Raw genomic sequence first — 18462 nt, forward strand, 5'->3', positions numbered from 1 at the left:
GTTCGCGCCCTCCCCGCCCGAGCCTGCCGCCGCCCATGCGAAAAGGCCCGGAAGGGATGCCTTCCGGGCCTTTGCCGTCCGGCCCTCGGGCCGAGTAGATTCGTTCGCGCCGGGCCGACGCCCGGCCACCCGCCTAGTCGTGGCTGTGGCCGTGGTCTCCGCCGCCGTCGTGGGCATGGTCCACGTCGTGGCTGTGCGCGCCGTGGCCGTGCTTGTGCTCGCCCTCGGTCCCGTGCTCATGCTCGTGGCTGTGCCCGTGGCTGTGCACGTGGCAGTGTTCGTGGGTATGGGTGGTGCCGTCCTCGTGGGTATGCTCGTGCACGTGGGAGTGTTCGTGCTCATGCTCGTGCTCGTGCTTCCCCTTGTCGCCGTGGGCGTGCTTGTGGGCCACCTTGTCCTTGCCGAGATTGCAACCGCAGTCCTTGCACATGGTGTCGCTCCTTTGGGGCTTGGTTATATCCCTCTGTGCATAATATGTATTCAATCCCCGCAGGAGGCAAGCCCCGCAAGAAAATTCTTTTCATGCCCCGGCCGGGGGACCGGCCGCCGCCGGGTGGCACGTCTTCACACGAAATCCGCGCCCGTTCGCGCCGCGGCACACGATGCCGGGATCAGTCGTCCAGGCCGGCCACGTAGTCCATGATGGCCCGGGCCGAGCGCTTGGACCGGGAAACGGCCTCGGCCACGGTCTTGGCGCCGGTGACCACGTCGCCCGAGGCGAACACGCCCTCGCGGGTGGTCCGGCCGTCCTCGTCGGTGATGATCAGGCCGGTCTTGCCCACCTCCAGGCCGACCAGGTTGGAACGCGGCGCCTGGCTGACCGCGATGAAGATCGAGTCGGCCTCGAACAGGAACTCCGAGCCCTCCACCGGGACCACGCGCATCCGGCCGTCGTCGCCCTCCTGCACCTCCGTCTCCACGCAGACCACGCCGTCGTCGTTGATCTCCTCGGGGGAGGTGTAGAACCGGAAGCGGACCCCGTCGACCTTGGCGTACTCGTACTCGTACTTGGTGGCGCTCATGTCGTCCTCGCCCCGGCGGTAAAGTACGGTGACGTCGCGGGCCCCCTTGCGCAGGGCGGTCCGGGCCACGTCCATGGCCACGTTGCCCGCGCCGATGACCGCGACCTTCTGGCCCAGGCTGTAGACCGAGGGGTTCTTGAGGTAGTGGATGGCGTAGTGCACGTGGCCCAGGGTCTCGCCCTTGAGCCGGAGCGGCCGGGGGTTCCACACGCCGGTGCCGATGAAGATCGCCCTGTACTCGTCCCGGAACAGGTCGTCGATGCCGATGACCGGCCCGATGAGCGTGTTGGGGCGGATCTTCACGCCCAATCCCAAGAGCTTCTCCTTGAGCTTCTCCAGGATGTCCTTGGGCAGGCGGAAGTCCGGGATGCCGTATTGGAGCACCCCGCCGATCTTCTCCTTGGACTCGAACAGGGTCACGTCGAACCCCTGCCGCGCCAGGATGAAGGCCACGGTGATCCCGGCCGGGCCGGAACCGACGATGGCGATCCGCTTGGCGTTGTTGCCGTTCGTCGGCCGCTCGGGCTGGAACTGCTCCAGGTAGTAGCGGGAAATATACTGCTCGATGCTGCTGACCTGGACCGGCGCGCTCTTCCTGCCCAGGACGCAGTGCCCCTCGCAAAAGTGCTCGTGCGGACAGATCAGCGAACAGACCGAGGTCAGCGGGTTGTTCTCGAACAGCAAGGCGCCCGCCTTGCGCATGTCGCCTTCGAGCAGGGCCTCGACCATCAGGTTGGCCGGGGTCGACACGGGGCAGCCCTTGCTGCACAGCGGTTTCTTGCATTGCAGGCAGCGGGACGCCTCTTCGATTATATGCTTGCCCATGTACTTTCCTTGTTGGTTGTCGATGCGGCTCTTCGAACCGGACAGAAGGATGCTCCTACAGCATGTGCGGCCGACGTGCAATTCCCCGGCGGAGGCTGTGGAAGTGGATCATTCCGACCCGGCACATCACCTGGATTGGGTCATATGATCACACCCGGCGGCATGCATCCCGGCCTGGAGCGGGCGCCCGGCTCGCCCGCGGGCGAGAATTCGACTATATAACAACCTTGATTAACAGTCTTTCCCCCTACACCGAGACAAAATTACCCACTACAACCGCAATGGCGCGCCGCTGGCCCCGGAATTGCTTGGACGGGTTCGTTCGACAAAACCCCGACACCGGCAAGGAGGCCGCCCGATCCGCACAACCCGGCCATGGAAATCCCGGTCCCGACCGGCTCCCGCAACGGTGCCGAACCATTATGCACTCCAATGTTTATTGACATGTTACATCGAGCATAATAATAGAACCGTCTGTCTGGGATCTCACATAATTCCCCACTGTTGGAAACGCTGCTGCTGGTATCTGCACCGCCGCGTTCCGCGCCGTCCTGGGGGGACGGCACGGATGTCCCGGACACGCGACCGGTCTGCCCACGCTCAAGAGGAAAACGGTAATGAAATGCTCTCGCCTGCTGCTGTTCATCGGATTGCTCACCACACTCTTCATCACGCCCGCCCTCGCCCAGGACGAAGGCGGCAAAACCAATGACCAGGCCGAGTACACCCTCGGTGAAGTCGTTGTCAGCGACTCGTCCAGCACCCTGCAAAAGTCGCTCACGGTGACGGAGATCACCGCCCAGGAACTGAAGGACGCCGGGGCTCTGACCCTGGCCGACGCCTTCAAGATGGTGCCCGGCGTGACCACCCGCACCGCTGCGGACGGCACCTGCCGCATCGACATCCGCGGCATGCGCACCCGGAATGTCAAGCTGCTGCTCAACGGCATCCCGTTCCAGTCCGTGCTGGACGGCCAGTTCGATCCCGACGCCATCCCGGTGGAGAACATCGCCCGCATCAAGATCACCCGCGGCGCCTCTTCGGTGCTCTACGGAAACGACGGCAACGCGGGCGTCATAGACATCATCACCAAGAAGGGTACCAAGGATTTTAAGGGAACGGCCGGCGTCCTGGCCGGTCAGGGGGATCTCTACAAGGCGCAGTCGACCATCGCGGGCGGCGACGGCAAACTGGACTACTTCGCCGGCGCCAGCTACTTGACGCGAAACAACTACCCCGTGTCCTCGGACTTCGACAAGACCGACGACCAGGACTCCGACGAGCGCAAGAACAGCTACCGCAAGCACGCCAACATCCTGGCCAACCTGACCTACCAGTCGAGCGACGACACCAACTTCGGCGCGGTCTTCAACCTGTTCGAGGGCGAATACGGCAAGCCGCCGTCCACCCTGCGCAACGCCAGCGACCCGTTCGCCAAGAACCCCAAGTATGAGAAGGTGCTGGACTACAGCGGCGCGGACATGCAACTGGCCATGAACCATACGTTCAACAGCACCGTGGACACCCGGCTGATGGTCTACGCCAGCCGGGAGTACAACGAGACCTCGCGCTACGACTACGCCAACTACTCGACCCAGACCAGGAAGAATTCCTATCACAGCAAGTCCACCTCGACCACCGTGGGCCTGAACAACCAATGGGGCTACAACACGGACACCTTTGGACGCCTCGTGCTCGGCCTGATCGGCGAACGGCAGAACTGGAGCGAAAACGGCTTCACCCGGCCCAACAACACATCCTCGGCGGAACTCGACAGCAACGAAACCCTGAGCAACTACACCGCCGCCCTGCAGGACGACCTGACCCTGTTCGGCAAACTGGGAATCTCCCTGGGCCTCAGCCTGAACGGACAGGCCCGCAGCGACAAGCGCTCGGACACCTACTCCTACGTGCTGGCGGCCAACTACCAGCTCTTCGAGGGCACCACCCTCAAGGCGTCCCAGGCGCGCAAGATCCGCAACCCCTCGATCCAGAACCTGTATGACTCCGTCGCGGGCAACTCCGACCTGGTCAACGAAGTGGACTGGCTTTACGAGATGGGCATCTCCCAGGCCCTGCCCCTGGCCTCCACACTGGACTTCACCGTGTTCAGAAACGATGCGGAGAACTACATCGAGAAGGTCGGCGACGTTTACGAAAACAACGACAAGTACCGCTTCCAGGGCTTCGAGACCACCCTGTCCAGCCGGATCATGGAGGGGCTGACCACCCAGTTGGGCTACACCTACCTGGACAGCCAGAACCTCTCGCGCAATGCCGCCACCGACCGGCTGCAGTACCGTCCGCGCCACAAGATCACCGCGCAGGGCACCTGGATCGCGCCCACCAAGACCAAGGTATACGCCGGGTGGCGGTTCTTCTCGGACCAGTACGCCCTGGACGGCGGCAACAGCAAGCGCATGCCCGACTACGGCCTGATCGACGTCAAGATCAGCCAGGCCTTTACGGACACGCTGTCCGCCTACGTCGGCGCGGACAACCTGCTGGATGTGGACTACGCCGAATCCTACGGCTTCGCGCGGCCCGGCCGCGTCGTGTACACGGGATTGGACTACACCTTCTAACCGGACACGGAGCGTTCCGGAGAGTATGTCGGCACACCTGCGTCTGAACGAACTGAGCATACGGTTCAACGACCAGGCGCCGCCGGTTCTCTCCGGCGTCCGCCTCACGGTGGGGCCCGGCGAATGCCACTGCATCGTCGGCCCCACCGGGAGCGGGAAGTCCAGCCTCTTGCTGGCCGTGGCCGGGCTGCTCCCGCCCGACGTTCTCGACGGCGCCATCGAACGGCCCGCGCGCCCCGGCGCGGTCTTCCAGAATCCGGGCACCCAGATCCTCTTCGACCACGTGGGGCCGGAGACCGCCTTCGCCCTGGAGAACGCGGGCGTTCCCCCGGAGACCATGCCCGACCGGGTCGCCCGCGCCCTGGCCGAGGCGGACCTGCCCGTGCCCACCCACACCCCCACCGCGAGCCTGTCCATGGGCCGCCAGTACCGCCTCGTCCTGGCCGGAGCGCTGGTCGCCGAGCCGGGCCTGCTCCTGCTCGACGAGCCGTGCGCCCAGCTCGACCCGGACGGCTGCCGCGCCGTGGCCGGGGTCATCGACGCCACCCTTGAGCGGGGCGGCGGTGTGCTCCTGTGCGAGCACCGTCCCGAACCTTTGGCCGAACGCATCACCCACTGGTGGCGGATAGAGGGCGGCGAGCTGCGGCCGTCCGTTCCGCCCCCGTCTCCCGCCAAGCCGGGCCGGGCTGCGGACCGGCCGCCCGAGTCCTCGGCCCCGCCGCTGCTGGACATCCGGGGGCTGCACGTCCGGCGGGGGACCAACCAGGTCTTTTCCGGCCTCGACCTGGCCATCCGGCCGGGCGAGGCCGTCCACGTCGAGGGCGGCAACGGCAGCGGCAAGTCCACCCTGACCCGAATCATGGCCGGGTTCCTGCCCCCGGACTCGGGCCGCGTGGCCCTGTTCGGCGAGCCCGTGGCCCCGGCGCGGCTGCGCGGCCGGGTGGGGCTGGTGCTGCAGAGCCCGTCCGGCCAGCTCTTCGAAGACACGGTCCTGCGGGAACTGGCCTTCGCGGCCCGGCGCAAGGGACTTTCCGACCACGAGGGCCGGGCCCGGCACGTGGCCGAGGAGCTGGGCATCGAGCACCTCCTGGGCCACGCCCCGTTCCTGCTCAGCTACGGCCAGCAGCGGCTGACCGCGCTCGGGGCCTGCCTGACCCAGGAGCCGGACCTGCTCATCCTCGACGACCCGTTCGCCGGGCTGGACAGGGACGCCAGGGAGCGTATCCACGGACTGCTGGACCGGGAGCGCGCCGAGCGGGGCATGGCCGTGCTGGTCACCGGCCACAATCCCGCCTCGTCCCTGCGCTTTCACAATTTCTACACCCGCGAGCTGCGGATCGTCGGAGGGCGCCTTGAACCCGTGGCCTGAACCGTCCCCGCAACGCACGGGCTGCGCACCCTCCCCCTGGGTCATGCTCATCCTCTGCCCGGTGCTCTCGCTCCTGGCCGTGGTCTGGCACGGCCCCTGGTCCATGCCCGTCCTGGCCGTTGTCGAAGGAGTGCTGCTCGTCATATCTCGACCCGGCCCGCGCCGTCTGCTGCGCCTGGCCATGGCCTGCTTCTGGCAGATCGCGGTGGTCACCGGGCTGTACTGCCTGCGCTTCGGGCCGCAGGAATGGCGCGGCGGCTTGGACGTGTCCCTGCGCCTGATCCTGGTCTTCGTGCCCGGCATGCTGACCATCCGCATGGTGCCCCCGGCCGCCTTCGAACGGATCCTCAAGCGCATCCTGCCGGGCAACCTGCCCTTCGTGGCCTCCTGCTGCCTGCGCTTTTTCCCCCTGCTCCTGGAGCGCGCCCGGATCATCCACGAGGCCCAGGTCCTGCGCGGGGCGCGGGTACTGCCGCGCGAGCTGCTCAACCCGCGCAACTGGCCCGACGCAGTGTCCTGCATCGCGCTGCCCGCCGTGGTGCAGAGCGTCGAGCTGGCCACAGAGATCGCCAACAGCGCCAGGGCCAGGGGGTTCAGCATGCGCGGCAGGCGCACGTCCTGGCCCCTGAACGAAGAACAACGCCACGCGGAGGCCCAAAGCGCCGCAAAGGAGTCCACCCGATGACCGACCAAGCCTCCGCCACCGGCCTGCGCGACACGCTGCTCGTGGGCTTCTGCGCCCTGTTCCTGCTGGTCACCAAACTGGCGCTCCGCTTGAACCTGGGCATTCCGGGGCACGCCATGTTCTTCACCATCTTCTTCCTGATCCTGCCCAGGGCGGTCACCGGGCGGAAGCTCGCGGCCACAGCCACCGGGCTGGCCGCCGGGCTGGCTTCGGTGCTCCTCGGCATGGGCAAGGGCGGCCCCCTGCTGCTGCTCAAGTTCCTGTTCCCGTCCCTGTGCGTGGACCTCGCCTTCCTGCTCTTCCCCGGCATGGGCGGCTCGCTGCTCTTCTGCACCCTGGTCGGATTCGTCGCGGCCGCCACCCGCATCGTCGGCGTGGCGGTCACGGACTGGCTGGTGGGCATGGACCCGGCGATCATCATGGCCCACGCCTTCATCAAGACCCTCGGCGGGGCCCTGTTCGGGGCCCTGGGCGGCCTGGCCGCCGCCCCCATAATCCGTAAACTCAAGGCCAGGGGGCTGCTTCCCCAGGGCCGATAACCACGAGGCAGACATGCTTTACTATCTGTGCATAGACGACACCGACAACCTGGAGACCAAGGGAACCGGCTGGCTGGCCGAACAGGCCTGCACCGAGATGAAGGAACTGGGACTGGGCTCGTTTTCGGCTATCAGCCGCCACCAGCTCTTCGTCCACGAGGACGTGCCCTACACCTCGCACAACAGCTCCATGTGCGTGGAGGTCACGGACTGCGGCGAGCCCGAGGCGCTTATCCGCTACATGCAGGATTTTTTGGAACGCAACGGCGCGCCCGGCTCGGACCCCGGCCTGTGCCTGGTCCCCGAGACCCTCTGTGACGAGGCCAGGGAGCGGCTCATCCGCTTCGGCAACGACGCCAAGTGCACCGTCCTGAACAAGGGGTTGGCCTACGGCCTGGCCGCGGAGCTCGGCGTGCACCTGTCCGAGCACGGCGGCACGGGCGACGGCGTGGTCGGGGCCCTGGCGGGCGTGGGCCTGCGCATGGGCGGCGAGGACGGCCGCTACCGGGGCTGGATGCACCTGGGCCCCGAGGACACGGCCATGCCCGCGGGCGATATCGCCCGGCTGTGCGGGGCCCATCACGTGCAGGACGAGGCGGATCATGCCCTGGCCGACGAAGCTCCGGTCCTGCTCCGGGAGCGCATCAAGCTCATCCGCCGCCACGGCCTGCCCGTGCTCCTGGCCCGGCCCGACGAAACCGGCGGAGCCATGCGGCTGTTGCACAAGAACGAATTGAAGATATACTGAGCCCACGGCCGCAGCCCGGCCCAAACCCGCAAGGATGTTCCATGACCGCCTTTCTCCGCCTGTTCGCCGCCCTGTCCCTTTTGTTCCTGCTCGTCGCTGGAGCTGCGGCCGAGAGCCCTCCCGGCCCGAAGGACGGCGCGGTGCCCGCGGCTCGGGCCGGGGTGGAGGCGGCGGCGCGCAAGGCCGGAGCCGCCGGGGTCCGGGCCGAACAATGGGCGGGCGAACGCGAGGAATTGCTCGACCAGGCCCGGCAACTGCTCTACGACGCCGAGGCGGCCCGCTTCGCCGTGGCCCGGCAACAGGCCTACATCGCCAGGGAACGGGCGGACATCGGCGAGCTCAAGGCGCGCACGGACGCGGCCCTGGCCACCCGGCGCGACCTGGACCCGGTGATGGAGACGCTCTACGCCGAACTCGCGCGGGCGCGGGACACGGGCCTGCCCTTTGACCGGGACGAACGGCGGGCCCGGCTGGGTGCCCTGCGCCGGACCCTGGACGACCCGGACGCCACGGCCGGGGAAAAGCTCGGCCGCCTGCTGGAGGCCCTGCGCATCGAGGCGGGATACAGCCTGGACATGGAGGCCGAAGACGTGGTCATGGAGCGAGACGGCGCGCCCATGGCCGTGACCGTGCTGCGGGCGGGCAGGCTGGCCCTGCTGCGCATGCCCGCGTCGGGCGCGTGGGTGGAGCGGTTCGAACCGGCCTCCGGCGAATGGGTCCGGCTGGCCGGCGCCGACGGCCGCGAGCTGGCCAAGGCGGTACAGATTTCACGCAAGCAGCGCATCGCGGAACTGGTCTACCTGCCCGTGGGCCACCCCGTTGCGCAGATGCCGCAGCAGGCTCCTCCGGCGGACACGGAACAAGGGGAGGCGCAATGATCCGCCTGGTCCTCGCCTCTCGTCGCGCCCTGCCGATCTGTTGCCTGGCCCTCTTTCTCGCCCTGACTGCCTGGACCGTTCCGGCCCTGGCCCGACAAGGCGATCCCCCGGTCCGGGAAGACGCCCCGGCCCGCCTGAACGGGCTGGCCGCGTCCATGGCGGCCCGGACCGAGGCCGTGAACAAACTCCTCGACCTCGATGAACACGAACTGCGTGCCCGCGTGGCCGCGCTGCGCAAGGCGCGCAACGCCGAGCGGGCCCGGCTGGACAAGGCCGTGGCCGAATTGGCCCGGCTGCGGACCGAGCACAAGGCCCTGGCCGACCGGTACGAGGCCGTGGCCGGGAAGATGCGCGCGGTGGAGGACGCGGTCCGGTCCAACGCGGCCCAGGCCCGCACGCTCCTTGAACAGAGCGCCCGGACGTCGCTTGTCCCGGACCGACTGGCTCCCCTGGACCGCATGGCCCGCTCCCGCGACTTTCCCGGACTCGAAGCCATCTCCGCCATGGGCGGCCTGCTCCTGGACGAAATCACCTCCGGCGCGACCGTGGAAACGCGCGACGGGACCTTCCTCGGCCCGGACGGGCAGGCGCGCCGGGGCAGCCTGCTGCGCGCGGGCAGCCTCTTCCTCGGGGCGACGGATCGGGACGGACACGCCTTTCTGCTCACCCCCGGCTCCATCCCGCCCCAGGCCGTGGCCGCCACGCCCGGAGCGGCGGCCGACGCCATCGAGGCTTGGGGGGACGGCTCGGGCAGTGTCCTGCCCTTGGACCCGTCCCACGGCGCGGCCCTGTCCCTGCTCCAGGCCCGGCGCACCCTGGATGACTGGATCCAGGGCGGCGGCCTGCTCCTGTGGCCCATCCTGGCCATCGGCCTGGCCGCGCTGCTGGTCGTGCTCTACAAGGGCGCGCGCCTGCTCCTGGCCCGCCCCTGCCCCGGAGATTTCCCCCGCCGGTTGCGGATCGCCCGGGACGCCGACGGCTGGCCGGGCGTGAAGCGGCTGCTCGGGTCCCTGCCCCGCTCCCCGGCCGCGCGGGTCCTCCTGTGGACCTCGCCCGACGCCGACCCGGACCTGCGGGACAAGCAGTTGCAGGAGGGGTTCCTCTTCGAGTTGCGCCGCCTGGAAAGCGGGCTCGGGTTCATCGCGGTCATGGCCGCCGTGGCCCCGCTGCTGGGGCTGCTCGGCACGGTCACGGGCATGATCGACTCCTTCCAGGCCGTGACCGTGTTCGGCACGGCCAACCCGAGGATCATGTCCAGCGGCATCAGCGAGGCACTGATCACCACCCAGGCCGGGCTCGGCGTAGCCATCCCGGCCATGCTTCTGCACCAGTTCCTCAAGCAGCGGGTCCAGGCCCTGTCCGCCGACATGGAGCAGCAGTGCGCGGCCCTCCAGGCCCTGCTCGCGTCCGAGCCCGACAAGGACGGCACGTCGTGACCGGCCTGCTGCACACGGTGCTCGACTTCGTGGATGCGGGCGGCGGGACCATGCCGCCCCTGCTCCTGTGCTGCCTGGCCATGTGGTACTGCATCCTGCGCGCCTGGCTGGACCTCCTGCCCGTCTCGGCGGACGCGCTGCGGGCCGAGATGGACCGGACCTTCGCCTGCCTGTGCGGGAGGTCCAAGGCCGAGGACGCCGACCTGGCCCACGTGCTGGCCGAGACCGTCCGCGCGCGCACGCGCCGCAGGCTGTCCCTGGCCGCCGTATTCGCGGGCGCGGCCCCGCTGCTGGGGCTGCTCGGCACGGTCACGGGCATGATCGAAACCTTCGACGGCGTGGCCCGCTTCGGCATGATGAGCCCCAAGGTCATCTCGTCCGGCATCAGCCAGGCCATGATCTCCACCCAGACCGGGCTGGTGGTCGCCGTGCCCGGCCTGATCGCCGTCTATTTCCTGCGCCGCCGGCTCCACCGCCGGCTGTTGGCGCCCGCAGGGGTCGGCCCATGCCCCGGCGGAGGGGACGCGCCATGAGAATCCAGCGCCGCATCCAGCGCGACGAGTCCGTGGACATCAACGTCGCCCCCATGGTGGACATGATCTTCATCCTGCTCATCTTCTTCCTGGCCACCGCCAGTTTCGTGCGCGAGAGCGGCCTGGACGTGCAGCGCCCGGCCGCAGCCAGCGCAAAGACCTCGCCGGACGAGGCCCTGATCATCGGGGTGACGGCCGCGGGGACCCTGGCCATCGAGGGCGAACGGCTGGACATCCGGGCCCTGCGCCCGCGCATGGAACGGTTCGTGGCCGAGCGACCGGCCGGGGCCGTGGTCGTGGTCGCGGACCGGGACTGCCCCACGGGCATCACCGTGCGCGTGCTCGACGCCTGCCGTCTGGCCGGGGTCCGCTCGGTCAGCCTGGGGGCGCGGGCCGTGGAGGACGGCGCGGGGTACGGCCCGGTAACGGGCGGGATGTCCCCATGACCTGCTGGAAACCGTGCCTGGCCCTGCTGGGCGCGGCGGCCGTGACCTTCGCCTTCTGCCTGCTCATCCCCCTGCTGGGCACGGTGCGCCACGCGGCCGCGCCGGTCCTCGAAACCGACCCGGTGCCGGTGGCGGCCATGCCACCCGACGCCGAACGCCGCGTGGTGGCGGGCGCTCCCGGTGCTGCGCCCCGCCCGCTGCCGAGCGCGCCGTCCGCCCGGCCGCACCCTGGCCCTGCCCGCGCTCAGCGGTCCCACGGACATGCCCGTCGCGGCCATGGAAGGGCTGCCCGACGCATCCAGCCTGTCCCTGTCCGCGCCCAAGGGCCCCGGTGCGGCGGCCGCCGGACCGGGCCAGCCGATCTTTGACCGGCCGCCGCGCGTGCTGACCCGCCTGGACCCGTATTATCCCCCCTCGGCCCGGCGAACCGGGACCGAGGGCCACGTCCTTGTCCGGGTCCTGGTGGACGAGTACGGCCGGGTGGAGGAGGCGAAGGTGGTCGAGTCCCAACCGGCGGGCGTGTTCGACGACGCGGCGCTCGAGTCCGTCCGCGGCTGGACCTTCTCGCCCGCCACCAGGCTGGGCCGCCCGGTGGCCGTGCGCATCGACATCCCCATCCGCTTCAGGCTGGACCGATGAACCGGCCGCAACGCCTTACCCTGCGGCCGGGCCCGGCTTCCGCCCTGTTTTTCGCCCTGTGCCTTGGCGCCGCGCTTTTCCTCTCCGATACGGCGTATGCGGCCCGCGCCAGAGACGAGCGGCTCGGTCCGGCGCAGTATGCCGCCGTGACCGAGGCCCGCGCGCTCCTCGACAAAGGCGACCCGGCCGGGGCCGTGAAGCGGCTCCTGCCCGTGGCCGACGACGCGCGCCCGCCCCTGCCGGTCCTCGATCACCTGGCCTGGGCCCAGGAGCGGGCCGGGGACCACGGCGCGGCCCTGGCCACCTACCGGAAGGCGGCCGCCCTGTACCCGGACGACCCCGGCACCCTGCGCAACCTGGGCATCCTGCTGTTCAACCAAAGACACTTCGCGGACGCGGCCCGTACCCTGGAACGGGCCTACGGCCTGCAACCCGAAGGCGCGCGCGAACCCGCCCTGCTGGCCATGGCCGGGTCTGCCCAAGCCCGCCTGAATCATTTCGTGAAGGCGCTTCGCCTCCTGGACCGCGCCGGACACACGGGCGGCAAGGTGCCCGTGGCCTGGTCCGCCATGGCCGTGTACTGCTGCCAGCGGCTGGAGCGGCCCGATGACGCCCTGGCCCGGAGCCGCGCCTGCGCCCAAAGCCACCCCGCCAGCCCGGCGGCCTGGACCCTGCTGGGCCGGGTGCTCGCCCGGCACGGCGACCCCCTGGCCGCGGCGTCCGCCCTGGAGACCGCCAAAGCGCTTCGGCCCGGCCTCGGAGCGTCCGGCGAATCCGAGGAACTGGCCGCCCTGTACGCCCTGGGCCACGCCCATGCCGAGGCAGCCCGCTGCCTGGCCGCGGACGACGGTCCGGACACGACCCTGCGCCGGGCCGGGCTGCTCTGGCTGGCCGGAGACAACCGGGCGGCCCTCGACGCCTTGGACCGCTTCGACCGGGAAGCGGCCGCATCGGACACAGCCGTGAAAGAGCGCCTGCGCGCCGCCCTGCTGCGGGGGCGCATTCTCCGGGACATGGGGAAACAAGGGGCCGCCGTGGACGGCCTGCTGGCCGCGGCGAAGGTCATCCGTCCCCCGGCAGCGGACCGAACCGGGCAACGGCTCCGGGGCGCACTCCTGTTGCTGGCCGGGGAACTCCGTTGGGCGCAACGGGACTGGACTGGGGCAGCGCGGATATTCGACGCCCTGGCCGAGGCGCCGGGCTACGGCGAAACCGGCGCGTCCCTGGCCGCGGGCATGCGGGCCATGGCCCGCGAGGCCGCCCTGGCTCCGGCCCCGCTCCGGGAACTCCCGGCCGACCGCTGACCATGGGCATCCGGCAACCGTCGGCCCCGACGAGCAGGAAGAGCTGAAGCCCGCCTCAGGCTCTCTGAAAGATCTCTTGTGTGACGAACGGATTCCTGATTTCCAGGTGGTTCCCGACCACGGATACTTCACTGCCGGACACAACCAACTCCCGCATGAACTCAACGAGGCATCGGGCACCAGGCCAGGACCCATTTCGTCAGCGGGAAATCACCACCGGGATGCGATGAATTATCCCCTCCGGGACTGCGCATGACCCTCGTTGCATGAAGCATCAACGGGTTGCGTCAGAGGCTATCCGCGCTTCGCATGCATTTTCTGCAAAAAGAACAACAGTTGATCTTCATACTTCTGCACATCCACATAATCCCGGATGATCTTCGTCACCTCTTCCTGCGGCATCTTTGCCAGCATCATCTCCATGTTCGTGCGCAATTCCCGCTTCTTCCAATTGGCGATGAGATTCTCCAGGATGTCGGTGACCGTATCCCAGTCCTTGCGGGACAGGGCCTTCTGAAAATTCGACCGGGCGAAGCGGTTGGCCAGCCTGCCGGACAACATGGACAGGATCGTGCCGAACCAGACGCCGATGGCGATGACGCCCAGGTCCCCGATTTTGTCCATGCCGAGGTTGACCAACTCGTTCATCTCCCTGTCCTTCAGGGCGTCCTTGGTCAGGCGGATCTCCTTTATCAGCATGCGGGCCACCGGGTTCTCCTTGTTGATCTCCAAGGCCTGCTGGAACTGATCCTCGGCTTCGTCCAGCCGGCCCTCGGCAAAGAGGGAACGGCCGTAGAGGCTCCGCAGCCAGTCCGAATCGGGATAGGCCCTCACGCCCTTCGCGAGCAGGGCGGCCGCCTGGGCGTCCTTGCCCTCGTTCAGCAACTGCTGGGCGCGCTCGCCGTACTGCACCGGAGACACCTTGGCCGCGGCCCGCGCCGGGGAGGCCGTCCCGAGAAGCACGGCGAGCAGCAGGAACAGCGGGGCGAACCGAACCGCCCCGGAAACCATTGCGCGGCGCCGCATGGGGCCCGCCGGGCCTATCCGATAAATATTGCTCATGCCCTCGCCACCTTCAGTTCCAGTTCGTTTTCATGGCCGTTCCCGGGTAGTAGAAACTCAGGATCCTGCCGTAGTCCCATGACTTGCCCAACTCGGCGGCGCCCCATTGCGAATAGCCGACGCCGTGCCCGTGTCCCCTGCCCTTGAATATATACTTGTCCCCCTGCCGCTCGATGCCCATGAGCACCTCGGGCAACACGAGCACGCGGGAGCTGGCCAGGGTCGTCCTGGTCCGCAGCACGGTCGAGCCCCGTGCGTGCAGGAGCCGCACCTTCACCAGCCGCCCGGACGGGCCCGCCACTTCCGGCTCGATCGACCGCAGCCCGGCGGCGTCGACCCCGATCCTGCCCAGCGCGTCCACGATCTCCCCGGCCGAGTAGGTCCGGCTCCAGTAGGCCATTTTCCCCTTGAGGCTGGCGGGGTCGGCATGGGCCACCAGATAGGGCTTGGGCGTGCCGAACACCGCTGCGGCGTCAGCGGTGTACCCGCCGCTGTTGGCCGTGTATTGGGCGAGAATGGGCTTGCCCGCGTAGGTCAGGACCCGCCCGGCCGTCTCGCGCACGGCCCGGTCGGTCCGGGCCGCCTCGCGCTCGACGCCGCCGTACATCTGATCACAGGTGTCAGCGCGCACGTCGTACGCCCGGCTCGCGCGGTGCAATTTCTGGTAATAGGCATAGGTCCGGGCCGCCACGGCCTGAGCCCTCAAGGTCGCCAGCGGCCAGCCCGCATAGGATTCGGCCGGGACCACGGAGCGAAGATAGGCCTCGATGTCCACAAGATTCATGAGGCCGAAACGCCCGTCCGCACAGCTCACCCCGAGATCGCCGCGGACCGTCTTCCCCTTGCCGTTCACGCTGAACCGGATAGGCTTGTCGGAACGGACGCGAACCTTGCCCCCGGCGAAGCGCCGCCCGTTGATCAGCGGCACGCCGTTCCGGACCTGGAAATCCATGGACGGGAGGCAGCCTATGCCGTCCGCGCAGAGATCGGCGCCCTGGCCGGACAGGCGTATCCGGCCGCACTTGCGCGCCAGCAGAACCCGGAGCACGGGCCGGGCCACGGTTGCCCGCCGGGGTTCCGGGAGCGGCCCGGCCTCCCCGAGGCTTTCGAGCATGGCCTCGGCCTGGAAGCGGAACCGCCCTTCGGGATACCGCTTGAGGTATTCCCCGAATCCCTGCCTGGCCTGGTCCGGCCTGTCGGCCTGCATGTACAGAAACGCCGTCTGGTAGGCGGCCGTCTCCGCGTATTCGGGGAACTCGCGGGCCAACTGCGCGTAGGCCTTCACGGCCTGGAGCGGGGCATCCAGAAACGTCGCCAGCACCATGGCCCTGGCCAACAACGCGTCGCTCTTCGTCTTGGGATAACGGCTGATCTCGTAGGCGGAATCCACATATTCGACCGCTTCCAGATACTTGCCCTCATCAATGAGCAGGTCCGCGTTGTTCAACTGCCAACGGGCGAGCCGCTCCGTCTCGGCATCCGCCCGGGCCGAAGCCGGAGCGGGACCGCACAGCAGCGCGACGAGGATCAGAAAAACTATTCCGGACGGACGGATCTTCATACGTGGCTCCATGCCGGGACACGGCCGGGGCAGGGGCTCCAAGGCGTCCTCCCCGGCCGGAACAAGCGGGATCGTCCCGTTTACAGGACGAAGACGACCTTGGCCTGCGGCAGCATGTTGGTCTTCTGGTCCTGCTCGAAGATGACCGTGGCGTCCTTGACGGAGATGACGGCCTCGGTGCCCTTCATGACCTTGACGCACTTGACCACCAGCGGCGACTTGCTGCCCCAGGAGGCCAGCAGCGCCTTGGCCTTGTCCTGCGTGGTGGTGTAGCCGCCGCAACCGCGCTCGATGAGCATCCTCGGGGAGACCTTGGACGGCTCGAAGAGGATATCCTGACTCTCGGTGACGATCCGGTTGGCCAGGGCGGGTTTGAACCCGGTGCCCTCGACGATGACGATCAGGCCGTCATAGGTCTTGGGCTGCGGCGCGGGGGCCGTTTCCGGCTTGAAGGCCGGCAGCTCCTCCAAACCGAGCTTGGCGGGAGTGCCCTGCAGGACGGGGGCCGCGGCGTCATACAGCCCCCCCGTTCCCTTGAGATTGTAGCGCACCCAGGCGACCGCGTTCCCCTTGGCTTCGTCGAACACGACCTTGACCGGGGTCGCCCCGCGCAGCCGCCCGACCACCTTGGTGTTGATGATGTCGCGCATCCCGACATTGTTCACGATGGACGTCTCGCCCGCGAGGTTGAGCCCCTGGATGGTCTCCAGCAGGTTGCGCTGGGCAATGACCACCGCGGCGCGTTCGGCCATGGACTCCTCCTGCCCCGTCGCGGACTTGCCCTTGACCAGGATGTACCCCTTTTCGAATATCGAGGCCTGGTCGCGGACTTCCGTCATCTCCTGGGCAAAGGCCGCGGAGGCCAGCATCAACACGCAAAAAACAATGACCGCTATCCGTTTCATCTTCCTCTCTCCTCTCTCGTTAATAGACGTTGACGGCGTTGCGCAGACGGACCACGGCGAGCAGCAGCTCCGCCCCGTTCAGGTCATCGTCGGGGCGGAACGCGCCGGTCAGGTCGGTTTCCATCAGGTTCCGCGTGACCGCGTTGACCACGGCGTTGTAGCAGGCCTCGGTGGGCTTCACATCGGGGTAGGCCGAGGTCTCCTGGCCGAGATACTTCCTGGACAGGGACTCGTCGCCCGAGACCTTGATCAGGATATCCTCCAGGGCCAGGGCCATCTCCTTGCGGCTCAGCGGCGCGCCGGGCTTGAAGAGTTCGGCCTTGGCGGAGGCGTCGTAGACCGGCTCCAGGCCGCGCACGTTCCACTTGAGTACCTCGACGATCTCCGCCTCGAAGGGATTGCCGGCCACGTCGGCGGGGATGAAGTCCGCCTCGGGCGTCAGGGCGGTCAGCTTGCCGAACAGCCTGGGCAGATTCAGTTCGCCGGCGATGAGCGCTGCCACGTCGGCGCGGGACACGGCGTCCTTGGCCGCGATGGCCCTGGACACGCCGGTCACGGTGTAGTTGGCGGTGGCGAGTTCGATCTTCTGGATGCGCGCATAGAGCTCGTTGGCGGGCTGGTGCCACTTGTTCCCGGCCGCGCCCACGACCTTGCCGAGCAGCCCCTTGGCCTCGGCGTATTCGCCCGCCTCGAAGCGGGCCTTGCCCATGAAATAATCCAGGGCCTCGACGTTGCGGTAATAGGGCAGGCCGCCTTCGTCCACGTCCTTGATGACGCGTCCCTTTTCATGCCACTTCTCGGCGCGCCGCATCCATTTGGCGTCCTTGGCCGAGGTCTCGGCGCGGATCCCGGTCACGGCGACGATGAACTTGTCGGCGGGCGTCCCGGCCTTGGCGTATCCCTTGTCGAGCAGGACGCGGAACTTGTCCAGTTCGACGGCACGGTGTTCGGCGTCGGGCTGGACGCCCGCCTCCATGGCCGCGACGAGCGCCTCGCCCGCAAAGCCGGGGGCATACCCGGGATCGAGTTCCAGCGACCTGGCGAAGCGGAGCCGCGCCTCGGGCAACCGGCCCGCGTCCACCAGCTCCATGCCGTGCAGGTAGTGGTTGGGCGGCGTGTCCTCCGGCGAATCGGGTGCAACGCCCTTGGGGCCGCAACCCGCCAGCAGGGCGACCGCCAGCAGCCCCAAGAAAACCAACAGATACTTGCTCATGATACGCTCCTTCAATCTGATCCGGCCAAAATTTGTTCTTGTAGCACCGCCATCATACATTTTTCTCTCACGCCCAGGCCGGCCGCGCCTTCTGACGGCGGCCGAGATGTTTTGAGAGGAGGTGCGTCGATTTCCGTATACTCAGGCTGAAAGGGAAAGCGTAGGGAAAGGGCCCTGGGCGCAACCTACGCTTCCAATGCCGCGATGCTTTCCCCGGCTCATCGGGAGGAACCGTACTTCCTGTCCCACAGGGTCATATAGCTGACCAGGGTTTCATCCACTTCCTGCTTGACCCGCTCGGCCTGGCGCTGCACCAGGCGGGGGTGCTCCCGCCTTCCGATGAGACGGTCCAGCTCGGTCAGTTCGGGGTAGTCGTCCAGGCACTCCTCCTCCACGGTGTCCTTGTCGGGCCGAGGCTTGCCCGTGGGACTGACCCGGCAATCAATGCATTCCGCCAGGATGTTGAGGGAGGCGCGCACGAGTTCGTCCTCGCCCGCCTGGGCGAGCTTCTCGAACATCAGCTTGAGACGGTCCAGGGGATTGCGCTGGGCATCGCCGCACAAGGGGTTCATGCAGTATCGGTTGATCTGCGTCTGGCCGCGCGAAAATATCTTCTGCAATTCGGTGGCTCCGACCTTGTCGCGGGACAGCAGCATGATTTCCCAGGATTCAACGGCACGGGGTTTGTAGGATTCGGACATGGCAACTCCAG

18 protein-coding genes are annotated in these 18462 nt (G+C 68.2%); 11 read left to right on the forward strand and 7 right to left on the reverse strand.

Annotation, left to right across the window (positions count from 1 at the left end; all coding sequences use genetic code 11):
• Positions 1 to 133: 133 nt before the first annotated feature.
• Both V8V93_RS17405 and V8V93_RS17410 read right to left on the reverse strand, forming a co-directional pair.
• Positions 134 to 430 (reverse strand): hypothetical protein, encoded by a 297-nt coding sequence (locus V8V93_RS17405; RefSeq protein WP_338667903.1) that lies wholly within the window; start codon positions 428 to 430, stop codon positions 134 to 136.
• 181 nt (positions 431 to 611) lie between these two features.
• Positions 612 to 1847, reverse strand: a complete 1236-nt coding sequence (locus V8V93_RS17410) for an NAD(P)-dependent oxidoreductase (protein ID WP_338667904.1) — start codon at positions 1845 to 1847, stop codon at positions 612 to 614.
• Positions 1848 to 2464: 617 nt separating this feature from the next.
• Between V8V93_RS17410 and V8V93_RS17415 the strand changes: the two genes are divergently transcribed.
• The 11 genes from V8V93_RS17415 (at position 2465) to V8V93_RS17465 (ending at position 13009) form a co-directional block, all read left to right on the forward strand.
• Positions 2465 to 4432 carry a TonB-dependent receptor plug domain-containing protein gene (locus V8V93_RS17415; protein WP_338667905.1) on the forward strand — a complete coding sequence of 656 codons (1968 nt, stop codon included), beginning with the start codon at positions 2465 to 2467 and terminating at the stop codon, positions 4430 to 4432.
• 25 nt (positions 4433 to 4457) lie between these two features.
• On the forward strand, positions 4458 to 5801 hold the full coding sequence (locus V8V93_RS17420; RefSeq protein WP_338667906.1) for an ABC transporter ATP-binding protein: 1344 nt from the start codon (positions 4458 to 4460) through the stop codon (positions 5799 to 5801).
• Positions 5785 to 6486: an energy-coupling factor transporter transmembrane component T family protein gene (locus V8V93_RS17425; protein ID WP_338667907.1), complete on the forward strand. Its 702-nt coding sequence runs from the start codon at positions 5785 to 5787 to the stop codon at positions 6484 to 6486. Before V8V93_RS17420 ends, V8V93_RS17425 begins: the two co-directional genes overlap by 17 nt.
• Positions 6483 to 7025 carry a hypothetical protein gene (locus V8V93_RS17430; RefSeq protein ID WP_338667908.1) on the forward strand — a complete coding sequence of 181 codons (543 nt, stop codon included), beginning with the start codon at positions 6483 to 6485 and terminating at the stop codon, positions 7023 to 7025. Before V8V93_RS17425 ends, V8V93_RS17430 begins: the two co-directional genes overlap by 4 nt.
• A gap of 13 nt (positions 7026 to 7038) precedes the next feature.
• On the forward strand, positions 7039 to 7773 hold the full coding sequence (locus tag V8V93_RS17435) for a hypothetical protein (RefSeq protein WP_338667909.1): 735 nt from the start codon (positions 7039 to 7041) through the stop codon (positions 7771 to 7773).
• Positions 7774 to 7814: 41 nt separating this feature from the next.
• Positions 7815 to 8651 carry a DUF3450 family protein gene (locus V8V93_RS17440; RefSeq protein ID WP_338667910.1) on the forward strand — a complete coding sequence of 279 codons (837 nt, stop codon included), beginning with the start codon at positions 7815 to 7817 and terminating at the stop codon, positions 8649 to 8651.
• Positions 8648 to 10087 carry a MotA/TolQ/ExbB proton channel family protein gene (locus V8V93_RS17445; RefSeq protein WP_338667911.1) on the forward strand — a complete coding sequence of 480 codons (1440 nt, stop codon included), beginning with the start codon at positions 8648 to 8650 and terminating at the stop codon, positions 10085 to 10087. The genes V8V93_RS17440 and V8V93_RS17445 overlap by 4 nt, the downstream gene beginning before the upstream one ends.
• On the forward strand, positions 10084 to 10620 hold the full coding sequence (locus V8V93_RS17450) for a MotA/TolQ/ExbB proton channel family protein (RefSeq protein ID WP_338667912.1): 537 nt from the start codon (positions 10084 to 10086) through the stop codon (positions 10618 to 10620). Before V8V93_RS17445 ends, V8V93_RS17450 begins: the two co-directional genes overlap by 4 nt.
• Complete coding sequence (locus V8V93_RS17455) at positions 10617 to 11066, forward strand: ExbD/TolR family protein (protein WP_338667913.1); 450 nt, start codon at positions 10617 to 10619, stop codon at positions 11064 to 11066. The genes V8V93_RS17450 and V8V93_RS17455 overlap by 4 nt, the downstream gene beginning before the upstream one ends.
• 180 nt (positions 11067 to 11246) lie before the next feature.
• A complete protein-coding gene (locus V8V93_RS17460; RefSeq protein ID WP_338667914.1) occupies positions 11247 to 11705 on the forward strand; it encodes an energy transducer TonB in 459 nt (152 codons plus the stop codon).
• Positions 11702 to 13009: a tetratricopeptide repeat protein gene (locus V8V93_RS17465; RefSeq protein WP_338667915.1), complete on the forward strand. Its 1308-nt coding sequence runs from the start codon at positions 11702 to 11704 to the stop codon at positions 13007 to 13009. Before V8V93_RS17460 ends, V8V93_RS17465 begins: the two co-directional genes overlap by 4 nt.
• Before the next feature lie 294 nt (positions 13010 to 13303).
• Here V8V93_RS17465 and V8V93_RS17470 read toward each other — a convergent pair whose 3' ends face one another.
• The 5 genes from V8V93_RS17470 to V8V93_RS17490 form a co-directional block, all read right to left on the reverse strand.
• Positions 13304 to 14071 carry a tetratricopeptide repeat protein gene (locus V8V93_RS17470; protein WP_338667916.1) on the reverse strand — a complete coding sequence of 256 codons (768 nt, stop codon included), beginning with the start codon at positions 14069 to 14071 and terminating at the stop codon, positions 13304 to 13306.
• 13 nt (positions 14072 to 14084) lie between these two features.
• Entirely contained in the window at positions 14085 to 15632 is a 1548-nt protein-coding gene (locus V8V93_RS17475; protein ID WP_338667918.1) for a SpoIID/LytB domain-containing protein, read from the reverse strand.
• Between the two features lie 80 nt (positions 15633 to 15712).
• Positions 15713 to 16537: a hypothetical protein gene (locus V8V93_RS17480; RefSeq protein WP_338667920.1), complete on the reverse strand. Its 825-nt coding sequence runs from the start codon at positions 16535 to 16537 to the stop codon at positions 15713 to 15715.
• Positions 16538 to 16556: 19 nt separating this feature from the next.
• The gene (locus V8V93_RS17485) at positions 16557 to 17750 is read right to left on the reverse strand and encodes an S-layer homology domain-containing protein (protein WP_338667921.1); all 1194 of its coding nucleotides are present in this window, start codon (positions 17748 to 17750) and stop codon (positions 16557 to 16559) included.
• Positions 17751 to 17968: 218 nt separating this feature from the next.
• Complete coding sequence (locus V8V93_RS17490; protein WP_338667922.1) at positions 17969 to 18451, reverse strand: hypothetical protein; 483 nt, start codon at positions 18449 to 18451, stop codon at positions 17969 to 17971.
• Positions 18452 to 18462: the final 11 nt, after the last annotated feature.

This window comes from Pseudodesulfovibrio sp. 5S69, from assembly GCF_037094465.1.
GTDB classification, from domain to species: Bacteria; Desulfobacterota; Desulfovibrionia; order Desulfovibrionales; family Desulfovibrionaceae; genus Pseudodesulfovibrio; species Pseudodesulfovibrio methanolicus.